Source organism: Streptomyces sp. NPDC007162, from assembly GCF_040634175.1.
Classification (GTDB): Bacteria; Actinomycetota; Actinomycetes; order Streptomycetales; family Streptomycetaceae; genus Streptomyces.
This window is the reverse complement of record NZ_JBEYFC010000126.1, coordinates 1-20,537: the sequence shown is the minus strand read 5'-3', so window position 1 is coordinate 20,537 and position 20,537 is coordinate 1. Positions and strand designations below refer to the sequence as shown.

Here is a 20,537-nt window from a genome sequence, read left to right as displayed (position 1 = left end):
GCTGGTTGGTGAGATCGGCCCTACACCTCGCCGTTCATCCTGATCAGCGCGCTGCGCCCGGCCATGGCCAGCGCCGCGAAGAAGGCGGCGCGCGGCCGGTCGTACGTCGTCAACGTCTCCGCGATGGAGGGCGTCTTCGGCCGTGGCTACAAGGGCGCCGGACACCCCAACACCAACGCGGCCAAGGCGGCCATGAACATGGTCACCCGGACCAGCGCGGCGGAGATGTTCGAGTCCGACGGCATCCTCATGACCTCCGTCGACACCGGTTGGATCACCGACGAACGCCCCCACTTCGACAAGCTGCGGCTGGCCGAGGAGGGCTTCCACGCGCCGCTCGACCTGGTCGACGGCGCGGCCCGGGTCTACGACCCGATCGTGCGCGGCGAGGAGGGCGATGACGTGTACGGGGTCTTCCTGAAGGACTACGAGCCCGGCAAGTGGTGACCCGCACGTAACCGTGGGCGGCGCCCGGCACCGGCGGCCTGTCCTCGCGGGACCGCGCCCGGCGCAGGTCACGCGTTCTGCGTGGTGCGATCCCGCACGGGCCCACCCACGGGCCCGTCGCCCGCCGGGGCGGCCGCGTCACCGGCTCGATCTCGGGGACGTACGGCCGTCAGCCGGTCGGGCGTGCCGCTCGTACCCTGGTGCCGCCGTCCACCACCACGTCGGCCCCGGTCACCCACTCGGCGGCGTCCGACGCCAGCCACAGCACGGCCCGCGCCACGTCCTGCGGCTCCCCGATCCTCCCCATCGGCAGCCCCGCCGCGATCTCCCGTTCCCGCGGCTCCCACATGAACCGGGCCATCTCCGTGCGCACCAGCCCCGGCGACACCGAGTTCACCCGCACCCGGGGCGCCAGTTCCCCGGCCAGTTGCTGGGTGAGATGGAGCAGTGCCGCCTTGCTGGTGCCGTACGCCCCCACGTCGGGCCCCACGTGCGCCGCGCCCTCCGTGCAGATGTTGACCACCGCGCCGCCGTGCTCCCGCATCCAGCCCCGCCAGGCGCACTGGGTCAGCCGCAGCGGGGCCTCGACGTTGACCGTGAACGCGTCCCGCCACATGCCGAGGTCGGCGTTCATGAGCGGTCCGTACGGCCGGTTCGTGGCCGCGTTGTTGACCAGCACGTCCAGCCGCCCGAACTCGGCGAGCGCCAGCCGGGTCAACTCCCGGGCGTGCTCAGGGTCGGCCACACTGCCGGGCAGGCCGACACCGCCCAGCTCCGCGGCCGTACGCCGGACCTCGTCCGGGTCGCGGGCGCTCACGCACACCAGAGCCCCGGCCGCCGCGAACGCCTCCGCGACCGCGCGCCCGATCCCGCGCGTGCCACCGGTGACGACGGCCGCCCTGCCCCTGAACCCGTACGACCCTCCGCGCGACAGTCCGTACGATGACGTCATCGCCGTACCGTCTCATGACGGAGCGTCAGTCGACAGCCCCCAGACGGGAGTTGCGGGCCGCAACCAGTTCCAGGACGGTCCGCCAGTCCTCCAGGACGCCCGCGTCGAAACCGGCGGTGCGGCTCTCCTCGTCGGCCTGGCGCAGGCGCAGCACGTCCTCGTCGGTGGCGGCGCCGTCCCCGCGCACCAGGTGGTGCACCCGCTCCCCGAGCAGGTGCCGTACCGCGTGTGCGGCGGCGTCGGTGGTGCCCAGCAGTTCCCCGATCCCGTGCACCAGGGCCGCCACCTGGAGCTCCTTGTCGGCTGGGCGGCCACGGCGCAGCAACGCCGCGGTGCGCAGGGCGCGCTGGTGCCGGCAGGCGTACAGCAGATCCATCAGCTCCTCGACGCTGCGCAGCTCCATGCGTCAGTCCTTCCGCGAGACAGCCGTTGTCCTGTGCCATCGGATCAGGCCGAGTTTTCGACCCGGCCAACGCAACCTGAACTGCACAGCGTGTGCGGGCAGAGGCGCCCACGGGTAAATGCGGCATTATGTTACGAACGGGTTCTAGTCGGGGCCGGCGGAGTACGGAGCGACTCGCGATAGTTACACCTTGTTTGCACTCCCTATCGAGCGGACCAGTGCTCATTTGGTTAGTCTGTAGGGGACGGGCAGCAGCAAGGGGTCCCACCCACACCCATGGTCCGTCCCGGGGCGAGCCGGCGGACAACGGCCTGCTCTCCTGTGCGTTACCGGCGCCACCGCGTCCGACTGGCCTTCCATCCAGACCCGAGCGGGCGTCGAGCACCGGAACGCAGACCGTCCGGTACGCCCCGAGGGTGACCGACACATAAGGAGTGCGCGGTGACACCGGAGAAGACGAATCGCGAGCAGCGCCCCACGGAACGCACCGAGGGCGCGGGCAGCCGGTCAGGGCAGCTCGGCAGCCTCGACGTGTGGGCCCGGTCCGCCCCGATCCGCCTCGCAGGTTACGAAGAGGACCTCGCCGAGCCCCACATCCTGCCCAGCGTGGACTGACCCGACGGTCGGTCCTGTCGCGATCGCCGACGCGCATGGGCGTGCGAGACTCACGCCCATGCTGATCAGAGAAGCCACCGCGGCCGACTGGCCGCAGATCTGGCCCTTCTGGCACCGGATCGTCGCCGCCGCCGAGACGTACGGCTGGGACCCCGACACCTCGGAGGCAGCGGCCCGCGCCCTGTGGATGAGCCCGGCGAAACGTGTCTACGTCGCCGAGGACCCCGCCGGCACCGTCGTCGGCTCCGCCTATCTCACCCCCAACTACGGGGGCCCCGCGGCCAAGGTGGCCAACGCGGGCTTCATGGTCGACCCCGACCGCGGCGGCCGGGGCACCGGCCGCGCTCTCGCCGAGCACGTCCTCGCCGAGGCCCGGGCACACGGCTACCGGTCCATGGTCTTCAACGCCGTCGTCGAGACCAACCCGGCCGTCGCCCTGTGGACCTCTCTCGGCTTCACGATCCTCGGCACGGTCCCGCAGGCCTTCGACCACCCCCGGCACGGGCCGGTCGGCCTGCACATCATGTACCGCGCCCTGTGAAACCGCCCGGCCGGCGCCCCCGCGAGGTCAGTCGAGCGGTGCCGTCCGCCGCCACGGCCGCAGCACCTCCAGCCGGCGGGCCACGTCCAGCAGGACCGGCTCCGAACCCGGCCGCCCCACCAGCTGAACGGCGCACGGGGCGCCCGAGGGCAGGGTGCCGAACGGGACCGACATCGCCGGCCAGCCGGTGAGGTTCCAGGCCGGGGTGAACGGCGAGTAGTTCGAGCCGGCGAGGACGTTGCGGAACCAGCCCCGCTCGTGCCACGGCGCCGCCGCGGGCGAGCGGCGGGCCAGCGCCGGGGTGAGCAGCACGTCGTACTCGGCGAAGAACGGGGTGAGCCGGGCGCGCAGCCGGTCGCGGGAGTCGCTCGCCCGCACCCCCGGCAGGAAGCGGTGGCCCAGGGCCGCGTGCACCCGGGTCCGCCGCGCCAGCAGCGCGGGGTCCAGATCCGCCGCGTCCACCGCCGTGCCCGCGGTCCAGTGCCGGAGCGCGGTCACGCCGATCGACGGCGGGTACGGCGGTTCGGCGCGCCGCACCCGGTGCCCGGCGCCGGCCAGCAGCCCCGCCGCCTCGGCCACCGCGTTCGTGTACGGCCTGCTCACCGTCACCCCGACCAGCGGACTGCGCCGCGAGACGGCGATCCTCAGCGGCGGGCGCTCCCCGGTGACCGCGAACTCCTGCCCCGCCAGCACCGAGAGCATCATCCGGGCGTCCTCGACCGTGGTCGCCAGCGGCCCGTTCTCCGACATGCCGAACCAGTCGCCGTTGCCGATCCCGGCCGGTACCACCCCGAACCCCGGCTTGATGGTGACCAGACCGCAGTTGGCCGCCGGGATGCGCAGCGAGCCCATGCCGTCGTTGCCCACGGCGATCGGCACCAGCCCGGCGGCGACCGCGGCGGCGCTGCCGCCCGAGGAGCCACCTGCGCTGCGGGCGGTGTCCCAGGGGTTGCGGGTGATGCCGTGGGCCCCCTCGGTCGTACCGAACACACACAGCTCGGGCACGTTCGTGAGACCCACGACCACCGCGCCCGCCGCCCGCAGCCGGGCCACGGTGACATGGTCGGCCCCGGCGGGCGTGTCCGGTGTCGCCGCCGAACCGTCACGGTGCGCCTCGCCGCGTACCGCCAGATTGTCCTTCACAGCCAACGGCACCCCGGCGAGAGGCAGTTCGCCGAGGCCGGCGCGGGCCGCGACCTCGTCCGCCTCGGCGAGCGCCGCGTCCGCGCGGACCTTGCGGAAGGCTCCGATCCGCCCGTCCAGCCGTGCGATCCGCTCCAGGTGCTCGGTCACCACCTGCCTGGGGGTGACCCGCTTCTCCCGAACGGCGGCGGCGATCTCGGCGGCGGTCCGGCCGACCCAGTTGGTCACGGGCACTCCCAGGGGTGCGGAAAGGGGCTTACTCGTCGGTATGAAAGGGCACTCTGCCGCGCCGCAGGCTCCGCGTCGAGAGCGTTCGCCCCGCGGATCGGCCGTCACCGTTCGAACCGTTCCCACAGGTCATCGGAGATCTGGCGCAACTTCCGTGTGTGCAGGCCCCATTGACAGCGCGGCCGTCGGGCACGCACCGGGGTGGCGGGACCTGACGAGGGTGCCGGTGGCCGACGGGGCGTACACCTTCCGTGCGGACGGGACGTCGTTCACCGTGTCCGTGTTCCGCACGGCGGACGGCTATGCGAGCCTGCGCGGTGCCGACGGCTGCCTGGAGATACGCGGCGGCAAGCTCACGCTCAACGTCCCGCTCCAGCCCGGCGTCGAGGCGGCCTGGGAGCCCTGCGACAGCGCGAACACCCTGCAGTGCTGGGAGTTGGAGCCCGCGGCCGGCGGTTACCGCCTGATCAACGCGATCACCCGCATGGCACTGTCCGTGACCGGCGACGGCCGGCCGGTCCAGTACCCGCCGGACCGACGCACCCCCGCCCTCTGGCACCTCTCCTGATCCGAGGAGCACCCCCATGGATCTCTCAAGGCGTGTCTTCGTCGCCTCGGCGGCCGCCGCGGCGGGACGGCGGGCCTCCCGGCCCTCCCCGCCACCGCCGCGGACCCCGACCTCCCGCATCCCGGTCGGTGCGGACGACACCCCGGCCGACCTCCTCCGCAAGGCCTCCCAAGTCCGGCCCACCGCACGGCAGATCGCCTGGCAGGCCCTGGAGCGCACGGCCTTCCCGCACTTCGGCGTGAACACCTTCACCGGCCTGGAGCGGGGCACCGGTGACGAGGACCCGGACGTCTTCCAGCCCACGGCTCGCACGGTTCGGGTTGTACCGCTCCCGGGGCTGACGGGGGCCCACCGCCTCGCGTCCGGGGCGCGAGGAACTGCGCGACCAGCCCCCACGCACCCGCACCCGCGACACAACGGCCTAACCCCCCACCTGCGCGCGCAACCACTCCTCCACCTCCCCCACATGCGCCGCCGCCGCGGCCCTCGCCGCCTCCGGATCCCGGGCGACGAGGGCCCGGTGAATCGCCGCATGCTCCCGTCGCGTCCGTGCGAACGCCCCCTCCTCCTCGTATCCCCGCCACACCCGGGCCCGGAACGTCCGCGACGACAGCCCCTCCAGGATCGCGGCCATCGTCTCGTTCCCCGCGGCCCCCGCGATCACCTGGTGGAACGCGAGATCGTGCGCGAGGATCTCCTCGGGATCGTCCGTCGCGTTCATCGCCGCCAGGTGCTTCTCCACCTCGGCCAGCTGGTCGGCCGTGATCCGCGCCGCGGCCAGCGCCGTGGCCGTCGACTCCAGTACCCGCCGCACCTCGAGGAGTTCCACCAGCCGCGGCCCCCGGGACAGATCGGCGACCACGCCGAACGTCTCCAGGAGGTCACCCGCCTCCAGCTGGGTGACGTAGATGCCGGAGCCGTGCCGGGCCTCCAGGACGCCCAGCACCGTCAGCGCGCGGATCGCCTCGCGCATGGAGCTGCGGGACATGCCCAGCTGTGCGGCGAGATCCCGCTCCGTGGGCAGCCGCTGGCCGGGCTCCAGACGGCCCTCCGCGATCATCGCCTTGATCCGCTCGATGGCGCGCTGCGTCACCGTGCCCTTCTGGGGCGCCGTCTCGTCCACACCGCTCCTCCTGTTGCCGGTGCGCCGAAGTCTAACCAGCAAGGTGGTCCGACCACTACCGCCCATTCGGCGGGAAAATCGCGCCTGCGGGGTGTCGAAACCGCCGAGTGGTCTGATAAGTATGCGGTCATCTGCTCGAACACGCTCGATGAGGAGCTGCCAGATGCACGGCAGAACACTGCGGAAGCGGAACCGGTCCCGGATCATCGGCGCGACGGCCCTGGCCGTCGGTGCCTCGCTCGCGCTCGCCGCCTGCGGCAGTACCAAGGACACCGGCAGCGGCAGCGCCGGAGGCGGCGGCGCCGGCAAGGTCGGGGTGGTCCTGCCCCTGCTGACCTCGCCGTTCTGGCAGTCGTACAACGACTACGTGCCCAAGATGGCGAAGTCCGAGGGAGTCGAGGCGCTGAAGACGGTCAACTCCAACAGCGATCCCTCGCAGCAGATCACCGACATCAACAACGAACTCAACCAGGGCGTGAAGGGGCTGGTCGTCGCCCCGCTGGACAGCGCCGCCATCGAGGCGGGCCTGGACCAGGCCGAGCGCAAGGGCGTACCGGTGGTCGCCGTGGACGTGGCGCCCGACAAGGGCAAGGTCGCCATGGTGGTGCGCGCCGACAACGTCGCCTACGGCACCAAGGCCTGCGACTACCTCGGGCAGCACGTCACCAGCGGCAAGGTCGTACAGATCATGGGCGACCTCGCCTCGGTCAACGGCCGGGACCGCTCCGAGGCGTTCCGCGCCTGCGTGAAGAAGAAGTACCCGAAGCTCAAGGTCCTGGAGATCCCGGCCAAGTGGGAGTCCGACACGGCCGCCTCCCAGCTGGGCACCCTGCTCAACGCCAACCCCGACATCAAGGGCATCTACATGCAGGCCGGCGGTGTCTACCTGGCGCCGACCCTGCAGACCCTGAAGTCCAAGGGCATGCTCAAGACCGCAGGGCAGAGCGGGCACATAGTGATCGTCTCCAACGACGGCATCCCGCAGGAGTTCGACGCCATCCGCAAGGGCCAGATCGACGCCACCGTCTCCCAGCCCGCCGACACCTACGCCAAGTACGGCATGTACTACATCAAGGCGGCGATGGAGGGGAAGACGTTCGAGCCGGGCCCCACCGACCACGACTCCACGATCGTCAAGCTGCCGAACGGCATCCTGGAGGACCAGCTGCCCGCGCCCCTGGTCACCAAGGAGAACGTGGACGACCCGAAGCTGTGGGGCAACACGGTCAAATGATCACGCCACTTGTTGAGGCCCGGGAGATCGTCAAGCGGTACGGCCCCACCGTCGCACTCGCCGACGGCCGGCTCACCGTACTGCCCGGCGAGTCCCACGCCCTCGTCGGCCGCAACGGCGCCGGCAAGTCCACCCTGGTCAACGTCCTCACCGGGCTCCAGGTCCCGGACGAGGGCACGGTCCGCTTCGACGGCGAACCGGCGCCCCCGCCGGCCGACCGGGACGCCTGGCGGCGCAAGGTCGCCTGCGTCTACCAGAAACCCACGGTCGTCCCCGAGCTGACGGTCGCCGAGAACCTCTTCATCAACCGGCAGCCCCTGCGGCGGGGGTTCATCAGCTGGCGGCGGCTGCACCACGAGGCCGCGGCGCTCCTCGACACCTGGGACGTCCGGGTCGACCCCGAGGCCCGTACCGCCGACCTCAAGGTCGAGGACCGCCAGATGGTCGAGATCGCCCGGGCGCTCAGCTTCGGCGCCCGGTTCATCGTCCTGGACGAGCCGACCGCCCAGCTCGACAACCGCGAGATCGAGCGGCTGTTCGGCCGGATGCGGGCGCTCCAGGACTCCGGCGTGACCTTCCTGTTCATCTCGCACCACCTCCAGGAGGTCTACGAGGTCTGCCAGACCGTCACCGTGCTCCGCGACGCCCGCTGGATCATCACCGCCCCCGTCGCCGACCTGCCCAGGGCCGCCCTGGTGGAGGCGATGGCGGGGGAGGCCGTCACCCGGCAGGACCAGCGGGCCCGGGACGCGGTGCCCGCCGGGGCGCCCGTGGTGCTCAGCGCGCGGGGGCTCAGCTCCGAGTCGTACGACGGCATCGACCTCACCGTCCGCAGCGGGGAGGTCGTCGGACTCGCCGGTACCAGCGGGAGCGGCAAGATCGAGCTCGCCGAGACCATCGCGGGGCTGCGCACGCCGACCGGCGGCACCGCGCGGGTGGCGGAGCGGCCGCTGCCGTTCGGTGACGTGCGCGCCACGCTCGGGGCCGGGGTCGGCTTCGTGCCCCGGGACCGGCACGACCAGGGCCTGGTCCCGGGGATGAGCATCGGCGACAACGCCACCATGACCGTGCTCGACCGGCTCGGCCGCGGCGGGTTCGTCGGCACCGACCGCAAGCGCGGCTTCGCCACCGGCCTCATCGAACGCCTCGACATCCACGCCGAGGGCCCCGACCAGCCCGTCTCCGACCTGTCCGGCGGCAACGCGCAGAAGGTCGTCATGGCCCGCGCCCTGGCCTCCGACCCCCGGCTCCTGGTCCTCGTCAACCCCACCGCGGGCGTCGACGTGAAGTCCAAGGAGTCCCTGCTGGCCCGCGTGGACAGCGCCCGTGAGGACGGCACCGCCGTGCTGGTCGTCTCCGACGAACTCGACGACCTGCGCCGCTGCGACCGTGTCCTCGTCCTCTTCCACGGCCGGATCGTCGCCGAACACCCGGCCGGCTGGCACGACCACGAGCTGATCGCCTCCATAGAAGGAGTGGACTCCATGCCCCCGGGAGCTGACTCCCCGTCCGAAGGAGTGGACCATGGCTGAGACCAAGGCCCCGCCGCTCACCCCGGTGCGCTCCCCGGACCCACGCGCGGCCCGCACCGTCATCCTCCGCCGCGCCCGTGAACTCGCCCTCGTACCCGCCCTGTTGCTGCTCATGGTGCTCGGGGCGGTGGTCAACGACTCGTTCCTCACCGAACGCAACCTGATCTCCATCCTCGGGGCCTCCGCGGCCCTCGCGATGGTCGTGCTCGCCGAGTCGCTGGTCCTGATCACCGGCAAGTTCGACCTCTCCCTGGAATCGGTCGTCGGCATCGCGCCCGCGGTGGGCGCCCTGCTGGTGCTGCCGTCCGCCGAGTCCGGCTGGGGCACCGAGTTCCCCACCGCGCTCGCCATGGTGGCGATCCTGGTCGTCGGCGCCGCGGTCGGTGCCTTCAACGGCATCCTGGTCGTCAAGTTCAAGCTGAACGCCTTCATCGTGACCCTCGCGATGCTGATCGTGCTGCGCGGTGTGCTGGTCGGCGCGACCAAGGGCAAGACCCTGTTCGGGATGCCCGACAGCTTCTTCACCCTGGCCACCTCCACCTTCCTCAACGTCCCCATGTCGGTGTGGCTGGCGGCGGTGGCCTTCGCGGTCACCGGCCTCGTCCTGAAGTACCACCGCGTCGGCCGCGCCCTGTACGCCATCGGCGGCAACGCCGACGCGGCCCGCGCCGCCGGCATCCGCGTCGACCGTGTGATGCTCGGGGTCTTCGTGGTCGCCGGGGTCCTCGCCTCCGTCGGCGGCATCATGCAGACCGGGTACGTGGGCGCGATCAGCGCCAACCAGGGCAACAACATGATCTTCACGGTGTTCGCGGCGGCGGTGATCGGTGGAATCAGCCTGGACGGCGGCAAGGGCACCATGTTCGGTGCCCTGACCGGCGTCCTCCTGCTGGGCGTCGTACAGAACCTGCTCACCCTGGCGCAGGTGCCGTCGTTCTGGATCCAGGCCATCTACGGCGGCATCATCCTCGTCGCCCTCATGATCGCCCGTGTCACCACGGGACGGGCCCAGGACTGACCGGCCCGCGTCCGCACCTCCCCTGACCGAAAGGCAACCCGTGTCCGCGAGTCCCGCCCGCGTCATTGCGGTCGACACCCACGACATCCGCTTCCCCACCTCGCGCGAGCTCGACGGCTCCGACGCGATGAACCCGGACCCCGACTACTCGGCGGCCTATGTCGTGCTGCGCACCGACGCCGCCGACGGGCACGAGGGACACGGGTTCACGTTCACCATCGGGCGGGGCAACGACGTCCAGGTCGCCGCGATCGACGCGTTGCGGAACCATGTGCTCGGCCGCCCGGTCGACGAGATCTGCGACGACCCCTCGGCCCTCTACCGGGACCTGATCGGCGACAGCCAGCTGCGCTGGCTCGGACCCGAGAAGGGCGTGATGCACATGGCGATCGGCGCGGTGATCAACGCCGTCTGGGACCTCGCCGCCCGCCGCGCCGGGAAACCGCTGTGGCAGCTGCTCGCCGACGCCGAACCGGAATGGATCGTCCGGCAGATCGACTTCCGCTACCTCACCGACGCCCTCACCCCGGAGGAGGCCCTCGCCATCCTGCGCCGGGGCCGCGAGGGCGCCGCGGAGCGCCGGGCCCGGCTCCTGGAGCGCGGCTTCCCCGCCTACACCACCTCCGCCGGGTGGCTCGGCTACGACGACGAGAAGCTCACCCGGCTCGCCGCCCAGGCGGTCGCCGACGGCTTCCGGCAGATCAAGCTGAAGGTCGGCGCCGACCTCGCCGACGACATCCGCCGCTGCCGGGTCGCCCGCGCGGTCGTCGGACCGGACATCCGGATGGCCGTCGACGCCAACCAGCGCTGGGACGTCGACGAGGCGATCCGCTGGACGAAGGCCCTCGCCGAGTTCGACCCGTACTGGATCGAGGAGCCCACCAGCCCCGACGACATCCTCGGCCACGCGGCCGTCCGCCGGGCCGTCGCCCCGATCCGGGTCGCCACCGGCGAACACGTCCAGAACCGGATCGTCTTCAAGCAGCTGCTCCAGGCCGGTGCCCTCGACGTCGTCCAGATCGACGCGGCCCGGGTCGGCGGCGTCAACGAGAACCTCGCCGTCCTGCTGCTCGCCGCCAAGTTCGGCGTCCCGGTCTGCCCGCACGCGGGCGGCGTCGGACTGTGCGAACTCGTCCAGCACCTCTCGATGTTCGACTACCTCGCGGTCGCCGGCACCACCGAGGACCGGGTCATCGAGTACGTCGACCATCTGCACGACCACTTCCTCGATCCGGTGGTGATCCGCGAGGGTCACTACACGGCACCCACCGCACCGGGCTTCTCGGCCGCCATGCGACCGGAGTCCGTCGCGGAGTACACGTATCCCGGCGGCACCTTCTGGGCCGCCGACGCGCAGACGCAGAAGGGACAGGCGGCATGACCGACTTCGCGGGCCTGAAGGCCCTGGTCACCGGCGGAGCCTCCGGGATCGGGCGGGCCACCGCCGAGCTCCTCGCCGAGCGCGGCGCCCAGGTCGCCGTCCTCGACCTCGACCCGGCCACCGTCGAGAAACCGCTGCTCGGCTTCCAGGCCGACGTCACCGACGACACCTCCGTGCGCGCGGCCGTGACGAGCGCCGTCGAGGCCCTCGGCGGGCTCGACGTCCTGGTCAACAACGCGGGGATCGGCGCCCAGGGCACCGTCGAGGACAACGACGACGACGAATGGCACCGCGTCCTCGACGTCAATGTCCTCGGCATGGTCCGCACCGCCCGCGCCGCCCTCCCGCACCTGCGCCGCTCCCGGCACGCGGCCGTCGTCAACACCTGCTCCATCGCCGCCACCGCCGGCCTGCCGCAACGCGCCCTCTACAGCGCCAGCAAGGGCGCGGTGTACTCACTCACCCTGGCCATGGCCGCCGACCACGTCCGCGAGGGCGTCCGCGTCAACTGTGTCAACCCCGGTACGGCGGACACCCCGTGGATCGGCCGTCTCCTGGACGGGGCTCCCGACCCGGCCGCCGAACGCGCCGCGCTGGAGGCCCGCCAGCCCTCCGGGCGCCTGGTCTCCGCCGCCGAGGTCGCCGCGGCCATCGCCTACCTGGCGAGCCCGCTGTCCGGCGCCACCACCGGCACCTCCCTCGCGGTCGACGGCGGCCTGCAGGGCCTGCGCCTCCGCCCGGCGGGACAGTGAGCACCCTCGGCCGGAGCGGCGTCCGGGTCAGCCCCCTGGGCCTCGGCGCCGCCGTCATCGGCAACCTCTACACCGAAGTCTCCGACCAGCAGGCGCACGACACGGTCACCGAAGCCTGGCAGCAGGGCATCCGCTACTTCGACACCGCCCCGCACTACGGCCTCGGCCTGTCCGAACGCCGCCTGGGAGAGGCGCTGCGCGGGTACGACCGGGACTCCTACGCGCTCTCCACCAAGGTCGGCCGCCGGCTGGAACCGGCCGCCGGCACCGGCGACGACCGCGCACAGGGCTTCGCCGTCCCCGACACCCACCGCCGGGTCTGGGACTTCACCGGCGACGGCATCCGGCGCACCCTGGAGGCCAGCCTGGACCGGCTCGGCCTCGACCGGGTCGACGTCGTCTACCTCCACGACCCGGACGACCACGCCGAACAGGCCTTCCGCGAGGGCTACCCGGCACTGGAGAGACTCCGCTCCGAAGGGGTCGTCGGCGCGATCGGCGCGGGCATGAACCAGACGCCGATGCTCACCCGGTTCGTCCGCGACACCGACGTCGACGTGGTGCTGTGCGCCGGCCGCTACACCCTCCTCGACCCGAGCGCCCTCGCCGACCTGCTCCCGGCCGCCGTGGAACGCGGTACCTCGGTGGTGATCGGCGGCGCCTTCAACTCCGGTCTGCTGGCCGATCCGAAACCGGACGCCACCTACAACTACGCGCAGGCACCGGACGAGTTGCTGGCCCGTGCCCTGCGTCTCAAGTCGCTCGCGGAACAGCACGGCAGCACGCTCCGGGCCGCCGCCCTCGCCTTCTGCGCCGCCCACCCGGCCGTGGCGAGCGTCCTGGTCGGCGCCCGCTCGGCGGCCGAGATCGCGGACGGGGCACGGCAGTTCGCCACGCCCGTCCCGGCCGCCTTCTGGCAGGAGCTGCGCGACACCGGCCTGCTGCCCGCCGACGTCCCCGTACCCACCGGGGAACGGCCATGAGAATCGCCCTGCACACCAAGGTCCGCGCCGACCGCGTCGCCGAGTACGAGTCCGCCCACCGCGAGGTCCCCACCGAACTCACCGACGCCATCCGCGCCGCCGGTGCCACCTCGTGGACGATCTGGCGCAGCGGCACCGACCTCTTCCACGTCCTGGACTGCGCCGACTACGGCCGCCTCCTCGCCGAACTGGAGAAGCTGCCGGTCAACCTCGCCTGGCAGGCCCGGATGGCCGAACTCCTCGACGTCGTCCACGACTACTCCGAGACGGGTGCGGGGGCCGGCCTGCCCGTCGTGTGGGAGCTGCCGTGACCGTCGACGCCCACCACCACGTCTGGGACCTGTCGGTACGGGACCAGGACTGGCTCACCGGTCCCGAACTTGTGCCCCTCAGGAGGAACTTCACCGTCGAGGACCTCGAACCCGAGGCGCGCGCGGCGGGCGTCACCCGCACCGTCCTCGTCCAGACGGTCACCGTGCCCGAGGAGACCCCCGAGTTCCTGGTCCTCGCCGACACCCACGACCTGGTCGCCGGAGTCGTCGGCTGGACCGACCTGACCCGCCCGGACATCGCCGACGAACTCGCCCGCCTGCGCGGACTCCCCGGCGGCCGGTACCTGAAGGGCGTCCGCCACCAGGTCCAGGGCGAACCCGACCCGCGGTGGCTGCTGCGCCCCGACGTCCACCGGGGTCTCACCGCCGTCGCCGACGCGGGCCTCGTCTACGACCTCGTCGTGCTGCCCCACCAGCTCCCGGCCGCCGCCGAGGCCGCGCGGTCGCACCCGAGGCTCACCTTCGTCCTCGACCACCTGGGCAAACCCCCCATCGCCGCGGGCACCACGGAACCGTGGGCCACCGCGGTACGCGCCCTCGCCGCCCTGCCCAACACCGTCTGCAAGCTCTCCGGCATGGTCACCGAGGCCGACCCCGCCTCCTGGACCCTCGACGACCTGCGCCCGTACGCCGAGACCGTGCTGGACGCCTTCGGCCCGGACCGGCTGATGTCCGGCTCGGACTGGCCGGTGTGCACCCTGGCCGGGAGCTACGCCGAGGTCCTCGACGCGGCACGCCGGCTGATCCCCGCGGCCGAACACACCGCCGTCTTCGAGACCACCGCCACCCGCGTGTACGGCCTGTGAACCGACCCGCCACCCGCGTCAACGGCCTGTGGACCGGCCCGCCCCCGCCAGACGGGTCGGCGGCATGAACTCCCGTACGTACGTGCGCTCCCAGCACGCGCCCGTCTCCCGCAGCTCCCGCCAGGTCGTGTAGCGGTAGCGGAAGAGGCGGGCCCGGACGTAGCGCGGGGGTTCGCCGGGCGGGAACGGGGAGCGGCGCAGCAGCCGCAGGGTGTCGCGGTCCTCCTCCAGGAGGCGCTCCACCAGGCCGCCGAACCAGTCGCCGGCGTAGGCGGGGGAGAGGGCGGCGAACCACATCAGCCAGTCCAGGCGGAGGTGGTAGGGCGCGAACTGGCGCGGCCAGCGCCGGGGATCGCTCGGCTTGCCCTTGAACTCGTACTCCCGCCAGTCGGAGTCCTCGCGCGGGGTGCCGTCCCGGGTGCCCTCCACCACCACCTCGTACCGGATCCGGCTGACGCTGCCGAAGGCGCCGTAGGTGTTGACCAGGTGGAGCGGGTCGAAGGACCGGTTCATGACCTGGCGGCGGGAGACCATGTTCACCACGGGGCGGTGGCTCAGGAACAGGATGAGCGCGGCCACGGCGAGGACGACGACCTCGAACCAGAGCGGGGCGGGGGGCGCGGTCGTACGGTCCGTGGGCAGCCGCAGCGCCGACACGGCCACGACGATGGTGATCCAGTTCAGCCAGGAGAAGTTGCCGGACGCCACCAGCCACAGCTGGGTGAGGATCATCAGGGAGGCGGCGGCCGTCGAGATCGGCTGCGGGGCGAACAACAGGAACGGAACGACCAGTTGGGTGAAGTGGTTCGCGGCCACCTCCGCCTTGTGCACCGGTCCGGGCAGGTGGTGGAAGAACCAGCTCAGCGGACCCGGCATCGGCTGGGTCTCGTGGTGGTAGTGCAGACAGGTCAGCTTGCGCCAGCAGGCGTCCCCGCGCATCTTGATCAGACCCGCCCCGAACTCCACCCGGAACAGGATCCAGCGCAGCAGGAAGAGGACCACGACCGGCGGGGCCACCTCGTCGTTGCCGAGGAACACGGCCAGGAAGCCGACCTCCAGGAGCAGCGACTCCCAGCCGAACGCGTACCACGTCTGGCCGACGTTCACGATCGACAGGTACAGCGCCCAGGGCACCAGCCACAGCAGCATGCCCGCCCAGAGCGGGAGTTCGGAGTCGGCGCCCGCCAGCAGCGCCACCGCCACCGCGCAGCCCGTCCAGGCGCAGCCCGCGAAGAGGCGGTCCGAGTAGCGCAGGTGGAAGAGGCTCGGGGCCCGCCGGAAGGGGACCCGCGCCACGAACCTCGGGATCGGCAGCATCCCGCGCTCGCCGAGCAGGGCCCGGAACTGGAGCGCCGCCGTCAGGAACGCGAAGAGGTACATACCGGCCAGAGCCCGCTGGAAGACCAGCCGGCTCAGCCAGTACCCGGGTGCGGTGAACCAGTCCACGGCCGTGCGCTCCTGCCTGTGCCCAGTGTCGGGAAGGGGCCCGTCACCCTGTGTACCTCGCGCCCGCGCTTGCGTAACCCGGGCGAGTGAAGTGGACAATAGGGATGAATTGCCCGGCCGGGGTTCCCCTGGCATGGTGGCCCCATGGCTGATCGGGGAGCGAGCGCTCCGTCACTCCCGGACGACTGGCCCGCCCACCCGGACCACCCGATCCTGGCACTCAACCGCCTGGGCACCTTCGACTGGGACCTGGACGCCGGTCTGTTCCACCTGGACGCCCAGGCGTACGAGGTGTTCGACCTGCTCCCCGAGGAGTACGACGGTCGTCCCGAGGGCCTCGCGGTGCGGGTGCCCCCGTCGGAGGGCAGCAGGCTGGACGCGGTGGTGTCCCAGGCCATCAAGGACGGCAGCGAGAACTACGGGGCGTACTTCCGGATCCGCCGCCGCGACGGCACGCTGCGCTGGACCCACACCCAGGGCTACATCCGGCGTGACGGGACGGGCCGCCCGCGCCGGGTCGTGGGCGTCGTCCGGGACGCCACCCGGGAACTGGAGGACAGCGAGGCGTACAGCCCGCGCGCCGCCCAGGACGAGGCGCTGCGGCAGCAGACCAACGTCGTCCAGGTCATCACCGTCGCCCTCGCGCACGCCCGGAGCGTCCAGGACGTCATCGACGCCCTCAAGGACGCCCACGGCATCCCCAACCTGGGGGCGACCAGCCTGGTGATGGGCCTGGTGGAGGCCGGCCGGATCCGGCTGGTCGCGGAGGGGCCGGTGGGCAGCTTCGTGCCCGGCACCCGGATCACCCGCGTGGAGGAGCCCTACCCGATGGGCGAGGTGGTGCGCACCCTCACCCCGCGCTTCATCGAGTCGGCCGAGGACTTCGCCGAGAGCTATCCGATCCTGTGGCCGCACATCACCGGCCTGCGCATCACCTCGGCCGCCTACCTGCCGCTGATCGCCCAGGCCCGCCCGATCGGCGCCATGGGCCTGCTCTACAACGACCGGCACGGCTTCTCCGACGAGGAACGAGCCGTCCTGGTCGCCCTCGGCAGCAGCATCGCGCAGAGCCTGCAGCGGGCCATGCTCTACGAGCAGGAGAAGGACCTGGCCCAGGGCCTCCAGCAGGCGATGCTGCCGCGCACCATCCCGAGCGTGCGCGGCGCCGACGTCGCGGTCCGCTACCGCTCGGCGAGCGCGGGCGGGTCCCTGGGCCGGGACATCGGCGGCGACTGGTACGATCTGATCCCGCTGCCCGGGGGACGGGTCGGCGCGGTCATCGGCGACGTCCAGGGCCACGACACGCACGCCGCGGCTGTCATGGGCCAGCTGCGCATCGTGCTGCGCGCCTACGCCGCCGAGGGCCACGCCCCGGCCACCGTGATGGCCCGCGCCTCGGTCTTCCTGGACGAACTGGACACCGACCGCTTCGCCACCTGCCTGTACGCCGAGGCCGACCTGGCCACCGGCGTCGTCCAGGTGGTCCGCGCGGGGCACATCGACCCGCTGGTCCGCGGCGCCGACGGCGGCTGCCGCCGGGTGCCCGTCGAGGGCGGGCTGCCGCTCGGCCTGTCCGCCGAGTTCGGAAGCTTGGAGTACCCGGTGTCCACGCTGGAGCTGGATCCCGGCGAGACCCTGCTGCTGTGCACCGACGGGCTGGTCGAGACGCCCGGCACCGATCTCGGCGAGGGGATGCGCGCCCTGTCGGAGCAGGCCGCCGCCGGGCCCGAGGACGTACGGGACCTGGCCGACCGGCTCATCGAGATCGCCGAGGAGCGCGGCGGCGACGACGACGTGGCCCTGCTCCTGCTGCGCCGCCGCGGCCAGGACAGCACCCAGGCCGTCGGCCGTCTCCAGCAGCACGTGGCCTCCGGCGATCCCGAGGCGCTCAGCCTGGCCCGGCACATGATCCGCGCAGCCGTCCGCGCCTGGGGCGCCGGGGACCGCGCGGACGATGTCGAACTGATCGCCGACGAGCTGATCACCAACGTCCTGATGCACACCGAGGGCTCCGCGATCGTCACCCTCAGGGTCCTCGGCGGCAGCGAACGCCGGCTGCGCGTCGAGGTCGAGGACTCCTCCAGCGCCCTGCCGCGCCGCCGGGAAGCGGGCGAGAACGGGGTGTCCGGGCGGGGGCTGCTGCTGGTCGAGATGCTGACCGACGTCTGGGGCGTGGAGGCACGAGGTGGCGGCAAGGCCGTGTGGTGCGAGTTCCGGATGCCGAAGAAGACGGACGCGGCCTGACCCCGCCGACCCAGGATGGCACTCTGGACACATGCCCGAACTGCCCGAGGTGGAAGCGCTCAGGGACTTCCTGACCGAGAACCTGATCGGCCACGAGGTCATCCGTGTGCTGCCGGTCGCCATCAGCGTCCTGAAGACGTACGACCCGCCGGTCGGCGCCTTCGAGGGCAGCGAGGTCGTCGCCGTGCACCGGCACGGCAAGTTCCTGGACATCGAGGGCGACGGCGGCCTGCGATTCGTCACCCACCTGGCCCGCGCGGGCTGGCTCCAGTGGAAGGACCGGCTCCCGGACGGGCCGCCCCGGCCCGGCAAGGGCCCCTTGGCACTGCGGGTGGCCCTGGAGACCGGTGCGGGCTTCGACCTCACCGAGGCCGGCACCCAGAAGAAGCTCGCCGTGTACGTCGTCCGCGATCCGCGGGAGGTCCCCGGCATCGCCCGGCTCGGCCCCGACCCGCTCGCCGACGGCTTCGACGAGGCCCGGCTCGCCGCCCTGCTCAAGGACGAACGGCGGCAGCTCAAGGGCGCTCTGCGTGACCAGAGCCTGATCGCCGGGGTGGGCAACGCCTACAGCGACGAGATCCTGCACGCGGCGCGGATGTCACCGTTCAAGCTGGCCGCGTCCCTGACGCCGGACGAGGTCCACGGACTCTACGAGGCGCTGCGCAGCACCCTCGGCGAGGCGGTGGAGCGCTCCCACGGCCTGGCGGCGGGCCGGCTCAAGGCGGAGAAGAAGAGCGGACTGCGGGTCCACGGCCGGACCGGCGAGCCCTGCCCGGTGTGCGGCGACACCATCCGAGAAGTCTCCTTCAGCGACTCCTCGCTGCAGTACTGCCCGACCTGCCAGACCGGCGGGAAGCCGCTCGCCGACCGCAGGCTGTCCCGGCTGATCAAATGACCCGCGGTCACTTGGGGTCGATGGTCACGAGGCGGTGTCCGTCCGCGCTGCGTACCTCGTAGTGGTCGATCTCGTCGGGGTGCATCGAGGAACCGCCCGCCATGGTGCTCACGCGGCCGTCGTGGTCCCGCTCGGCCCAGGTGGTGACGATCTGCTCGGAGCCGTCGTTGCCCACGGCGATCAGCCGGCAGGAGCGCGGCCCGTTCGCGTCCTTCACCTTCAGCTCGACCTCGGTGCCCGAGTCCGTGTCCGCCTCCTTCACCTGCGCCCACACGCCCGACTGCGCGTCGGTGGTGGCGGCGACCTGCACGGTCGGGACGGTCTCGTGGCCCGCGTAGGCCATGATGCCGGGCCCGGCGACCGCGAACACCACCGAGGCGGCGAGGCCGTACAGGACCCTGCGGCGCTTGGCGCGGTGCCGGGTGGCGACCTCGGCGAGCAGTTTGTCCAGCAGCCGGGGACCGGGCTGGGCCATGGGGTGCACGAAGCGCGGCGTGGCCCTGCGGTACAGCATCAGCTGCCGTGTGGCGGGGCCGAACTCTGTCACGTGTGCCGCGCAGCGAGCGCACTCCATGAGGTGGTCCTCGAAGCGGAAGGCCTCCGCCTCGTCCAGCACGCCGAGCGCGTACGCGCCGACGTCGCGATGCCTTTCCAGGGACCTCATGCCGAATCCTCGTGCCGAAGGGTGGGGGTGGGGTTACTCGTTGCTCCTTGCTCCCACCCGTACGCAGTCGGCAGAGGATTCACTCAAGGCACGTACAGAATCGTAACCAACGGATTCGGAGCGGCCGGGCCCGCGGATTGGTCCTGAATCAAAAAAGATGGATGGCGAGGTGTCCGAGGGGCAGACCGAGCCGCCAGGCGGCGGTCCACACCTTCGGTCCGTCGTCCTCGCCGAGCACGGAACCGCCGCCCGGCACCGCGTCCAGGTCGGGCGCGAGCAGCTCCGTCTCCTCCAGCCAGCGCCAGGTGGCCGCGGCCAGTTCCAGGTCCGGTGCGGGGCCGCCCGACCGGGCCGACTCGGCGGCCACCGTGGCCATGCGCTCCCGCACCCACTCCTGCCACGGCTGGTCGTACGCCGTGAGCGAAAGCCACGTCTCCAACTGGGACACGACCCGGATGCCCGACAGTTCGCCGTCCGTGTCGGAGAGGAAGATGGTCAGCGCCAGCGCGTCACGGCCGGCTCTGAACTCGAAGGACGTCGGTGGCATGAGATCGCCGGTGCGCAGCAGCTCGTCGGCGATGTACTCGGCGTACAACCAGGCCATCGGGACCGCCAGTTCCCCGCTACCGGCCCCGCCCGTGCTCTCTTGACCTCTGTGCAGCATCCCGTCCTGCCTTCCTCCGGTGCGCGCGTGGCCCCGACCCCGGGTCCGTCCCTCTCCCAGTGCGGAACACGGATGAAGACAGCTGATTGCTCAAACAGGGTCCTCAGCAAGGCGCTTTGCAAAGGCTTTGCCTGGCTTGCGGTTTCAGCGCAGGTCGGGTGCGTAACCGGGAAGGACCCGGCGCAGGGCGCGCAGCGCGTAGTACGCCCGCGACTTCACGGTACCGGGCGGGATCCCGAGCGTCCGGGCGGCTTCCGCAACACTCGCCCCCTGGAAGTACACCAGCACCAGGACGTCGCGGTGTTCCGGAGTGAGAGTCTTCACAGCCTCCCGGACGTCCAGCGTCGCGACCGCGCGTTCGGCATGGTCGCCGGCCGCCCGGATGTTCTCCAGGACGGCGTCGTGCACCTCGGTCGGCCGGGCCTGCCGCGCCCGGCGAGCGTCGATGGCGAGCCGCCGGCCGACGGTGAGCAGCCAGGGCAGCACGGAGTCGAACTCGTCGGCGCGCAGCGCCTCGGGGTGCTGCCAGGCGCGTACCAGGGTCTCCTGGACCAGGTCCTCGGCGC

At 72.1% G+C, this 20,537-nt stretch carries 21 protein-coding genes and 1 pseudogene; 14 read left to right on the top strand and 8 right to left on the bottom strand.

Annotated features, from left to right (window positions below):
• Positions 1-21: 21 nt before the first annotated feature.
• Positions 22-447, top strand: a pseudogene (locus ABZ646_RS17510) (short-chain dehydrogenase); the annotation flags it as partial.
• 169 nt (positions 448-616) lie between these two features.
• On the opposite strand, the gene ABZ646_RS17505 reads toward ABZ646_RS17510, so the two are convergent.
• Entirely contained in the window at positions 617-1,399 is a 783-nt protein-coding gene (locus tag ABZ646_RS17505) for an SDR family oxidoreductase (RefSeq protein ID WP_360519342.1), read from the bottom strand.
• 25 nt (positions 1,400-1,424) lie between these two features.
• Positions 1,425-1,802 carry a hypothetical protein gene (locus ABZ646_RS17500; RefSeq protein ID WP_360519339.1) on the bottom strand — a complete coding sequence of 126 codons (378 nt, stop codon included), beginning with the start codon at positions 1,800-1,802 and terminating at the stop codon, positions 1,425-1,427.
• 441 nt (positions 1,803-2,243) lie between these two features.
• On the opposite strand from ABZ646_RS17500, the gene ABZ646_RS17495 reads away from it, so the two are divergent.
• Both ABZ646_RS17495 and ABZ646_RS17490 read left to right on the top strand, forming a co-directional pair.
• Positions 2,244-2,417, top strand: a complete 174-nt coding sequence (locus tag ABZ646_RS17495) for a hypothetical protein (protein ID WP_360519336.1) — start codon at positions 2,244-2,246, stop codon at positions 2,415-2,417.
• A gap of 58 nt (positions 2,418-2,475) precedes the next feature.
• The gene (locus tag ABZ646_RS17490; RefSeq protein ID WP_360519333.1) at positions 2,476-2,958 is read left to right on the top strand and encodes a GNAT family N-acetyltransferase; all 483 of its coding nucleotides are present in this window, start codon (positions 2,476-2,478) and stop codon (positions 2,956-2,958) included.
• 27 nt (positions 2,959-2,985) lie between these two features.
• Here the strand turns inward: ABZ646_RS17490 and ABZ646_RS17485 are convergent, their stop codons facing one another.
• Positions 2,986-4,329 carry an amidase family protein gene (locus tag ABZ646_RS17485; RefSeq protein ID WP_360519330.1) on the bottom strand — a complete coding sequence of 448 codons (1,344 nt, stop codon included), beginning with the start codon at positions 4,327-4,329 and terminating at the stop codon, positions 2,986-2,988.
• Between the two features lie 226 nt (positions 4,330-4,555).
• Here ABZ646_RS17485 and ABZ646_RS17480 point away from each other — a divergent pair, with 226 nt between their 5' ends.
• A complete protein-coding gene (locus tag ABZ646_RS17480; protein WP_360519327.1) occupies positions 4,556-4,897 on the top strand; it encodes a hypothetical protein in 342 nt (113 codons plus the stop codon).
• A 421-nt stretch (positions 4,898-5,318) separates the two neighbouring features.
• Here the strand turns inward: ABZ646_RS17480 and ABZ646_RS17475 are convergent, their stop codons facing one another.
• Positions 5,319-6,020, bottom strand: coding sequence for a FadR/GntR family transcriptional regulator (locus ABZ646_RS17475; RefSeq protein WP_360519324.1), 702 nt, complete (start codon positions 6,018-6,020; stop codon positions 5,319-5,321).
• A 163-nt stretch (positions 6,021-6,183) separates the two neighbouring features.
• On the opposite strand from ABZ646_RS17475, the gene ABZ646_RS17470 reads away from it, so the two are divergent.
• From ABZ646_RS17470 to ABZ646_RS17435, 8 genes are read left to right on the top strand one after another with little or no spacing between them, the layout of a single operon-like run.
• Positions 6,184-7,254: a sugar ABC transporter substrate-binding protein gene (locus tag ABZ646_RS17470; protein WP_360519321.1), complete on the top strand. Its 1,071-nt coding sequence runs from the start codon at positions 6,184-6,186 to the stop codon at positions 7,252-7,254.
• The gene (locus ABZ646_RS17465) at positions 7,251-8,786 is read left to right on the top strand and encodes a sugar ABC transporter ATP-binding protein (protein ID WP_360519318.1); all 1,536 of its coding nucleotides are present in this window, start codon (positions 7,251-7,253) and stop codon (positions 8,784-8,786) included. Before ABZ646_RS17470 ends, ABZ646_RS17465 begins: the two co-directional genes overlap by 4 nt.
• Positions 8,779-9,804, top strand: a complete 1,026-nt coding sequence (locus ABZ646_RS17460) for an ABC transporter permease (protein WP_360519315.1) — start codon at positions 8,779-8,781, stop codon at positions 9,802-9,804. The genes ABZ646_RS17465 and ABZ646_RS17460 overlap by 8 nt, the downstream gene beginning before the upstream one ends.
• Positions 9,805-9,844: 40 nt before the next feature.
• Entirely contained in the window at positions 9,845-11,185 is a 1,341-nt protein-coding gene (locus tag ABZ646_RS17455) for an L-fuconate dehydratase (protein WP_360519312.1), read from the top strand.
• Positions 11,182-11,937, top strand: a complete 756-nt coding sequence (locus ABZ646_RS17450; protein WP_360519309.1) for an SDR family oxidoreductase — start codon at positions 11,182-11,184, stop codon at positions 11,935-11,937. The genes ABZ646_RS17455 and ABZ646_RS17450 overlap by 4 nt, the downstream gene beginning before the upstream one ends.
• Positions 11,934-12,920: an aldo/keto reductase gene (locus ABZ646_RS17445; protein ID WP_360519306.1), complete on the top strand. Its 987-nt coding sequence runs from the start codon at positions 11,934-11,936 to the stop codon at positions 12,918-12,920. The genes ABZ646_RS17450 and ABZ646_RS17445 overlap by 4 nt, the downstream gene beginning before the upstream one ends.
• Positions 12,917-13,231 (top strand): L-rhamnose mutarotase, encoded by a 315-nt coding sequence (locus ABZ646_RS17440; RefSeq protein ID WP_360519303.1) that lies wholly within the window; start codon positions 12,917-12,919, stop codon positions 13,229-13,231. Before ABZ646_RS17445 ends, ABZ646_RS17440 begins: the two co-directional genes overlap by 4 nt.
• Complete coding sequence (locus tag ABZ646_RS17435) at positions 13,228-14,058, top strand: amidohydrolase family protein (protein WP_360519300.1); 831 nt, start codon at positions 13,228-13,230, stop codon at positions 14,056-14,058. Before ABZ646_RS17440 ends, ABZ646_RS17435 begins: the two co-directional genes overlap by 4 nt.
• Before the next feature lie 18 nt (positions 14,059-14,076).
• Here the strand turns inward: ABZ646_RS17435 and ABZ646_RS17430 are convergent, their stop codons facing one another.
• Entirely contained in the window at positions 14,077-15,504 is a 1,428-nt protein-coding gene (locus ABZ646_RS17430; protein ID WP_360519297.1) for a lipase maturation factor family protein, read from the bottom strand.
• 144 nt (positions 15,505-15,648) lie between these two features.
• Here ABZ646_RS17430 and ABZ646_RS17425 point away from each other — a divergent pair, with 144 nt between their 5' ends.
• Together ABZ646_RS17425 and ABZ646_RS17420 are read left to right on the top strand one after the other, a co-directional pair.
• Complete coding sequence (locus ABZ646_RS17425) at positions 15,649-17,748, top strand: SpoIIE family protein phosphatase (protein WP_360519294.1); 2,100 nt, start codon at positions 15,649-15,651, stop codon at positions 17,746-17,748.
• Positions 17,749-17,779: 31 nt separating this feature from the next.
• A complete protein-coding gene (locus ABZ646_RS17420) occupies positions 17,780-18,643 on the top strand; it encodes a DNA-formamidopyrimidine glycosylase family protein (RefSeq protein ID WP_360519291.1) in 864 nt (287 codons plus the stop codon).
• Between the two features lie 7 nt (positions 18,644-18,650).
• Here the strand turns inward: ABZ646_RS17420 and ABZ646_RS17415 are convergent, their stop codons facing one another.
• From ABZ646_RS17415 to ABZ646_RS17405, 3 genes are all read right to left on the bottom strand, one after another.
• On the bottom strand, positions 18,651-19,307 hold the full coding sequence (locus ABZ646_RS17415) for a zf-HC2 domain-containing protein (RefSeq protein ID WP_360519288.1): 657 nt from the start codon (positions 19,305-19,307) through the stop codon (positions 18,651-18,653).
• A 148-nt stretch (positions 19,308-19,455) separates the two neighbouring features.
• Positions 19,456-19,971 (bottom strand): hypothetical protein, encoded by a 516-nt coding sequence (locus ABZ646_RS17410; protein ID WP_360519285.1) that lies wholly within the window; start codon positions 19,969-19,971, stop codon positions 19,456-19,458.
• A gap of 144 nt (positions 19,972-20,115) precedes the next feature.
• A partial coding sequence (locus ABZ646_RS17405) for a sigma-70 family RNA polymerase sigma factor (RefSeq protein WP_360519282.1) occupies positions 20,116-20,537 on the bottom strand: 422 nt, incomplete at its 5' end.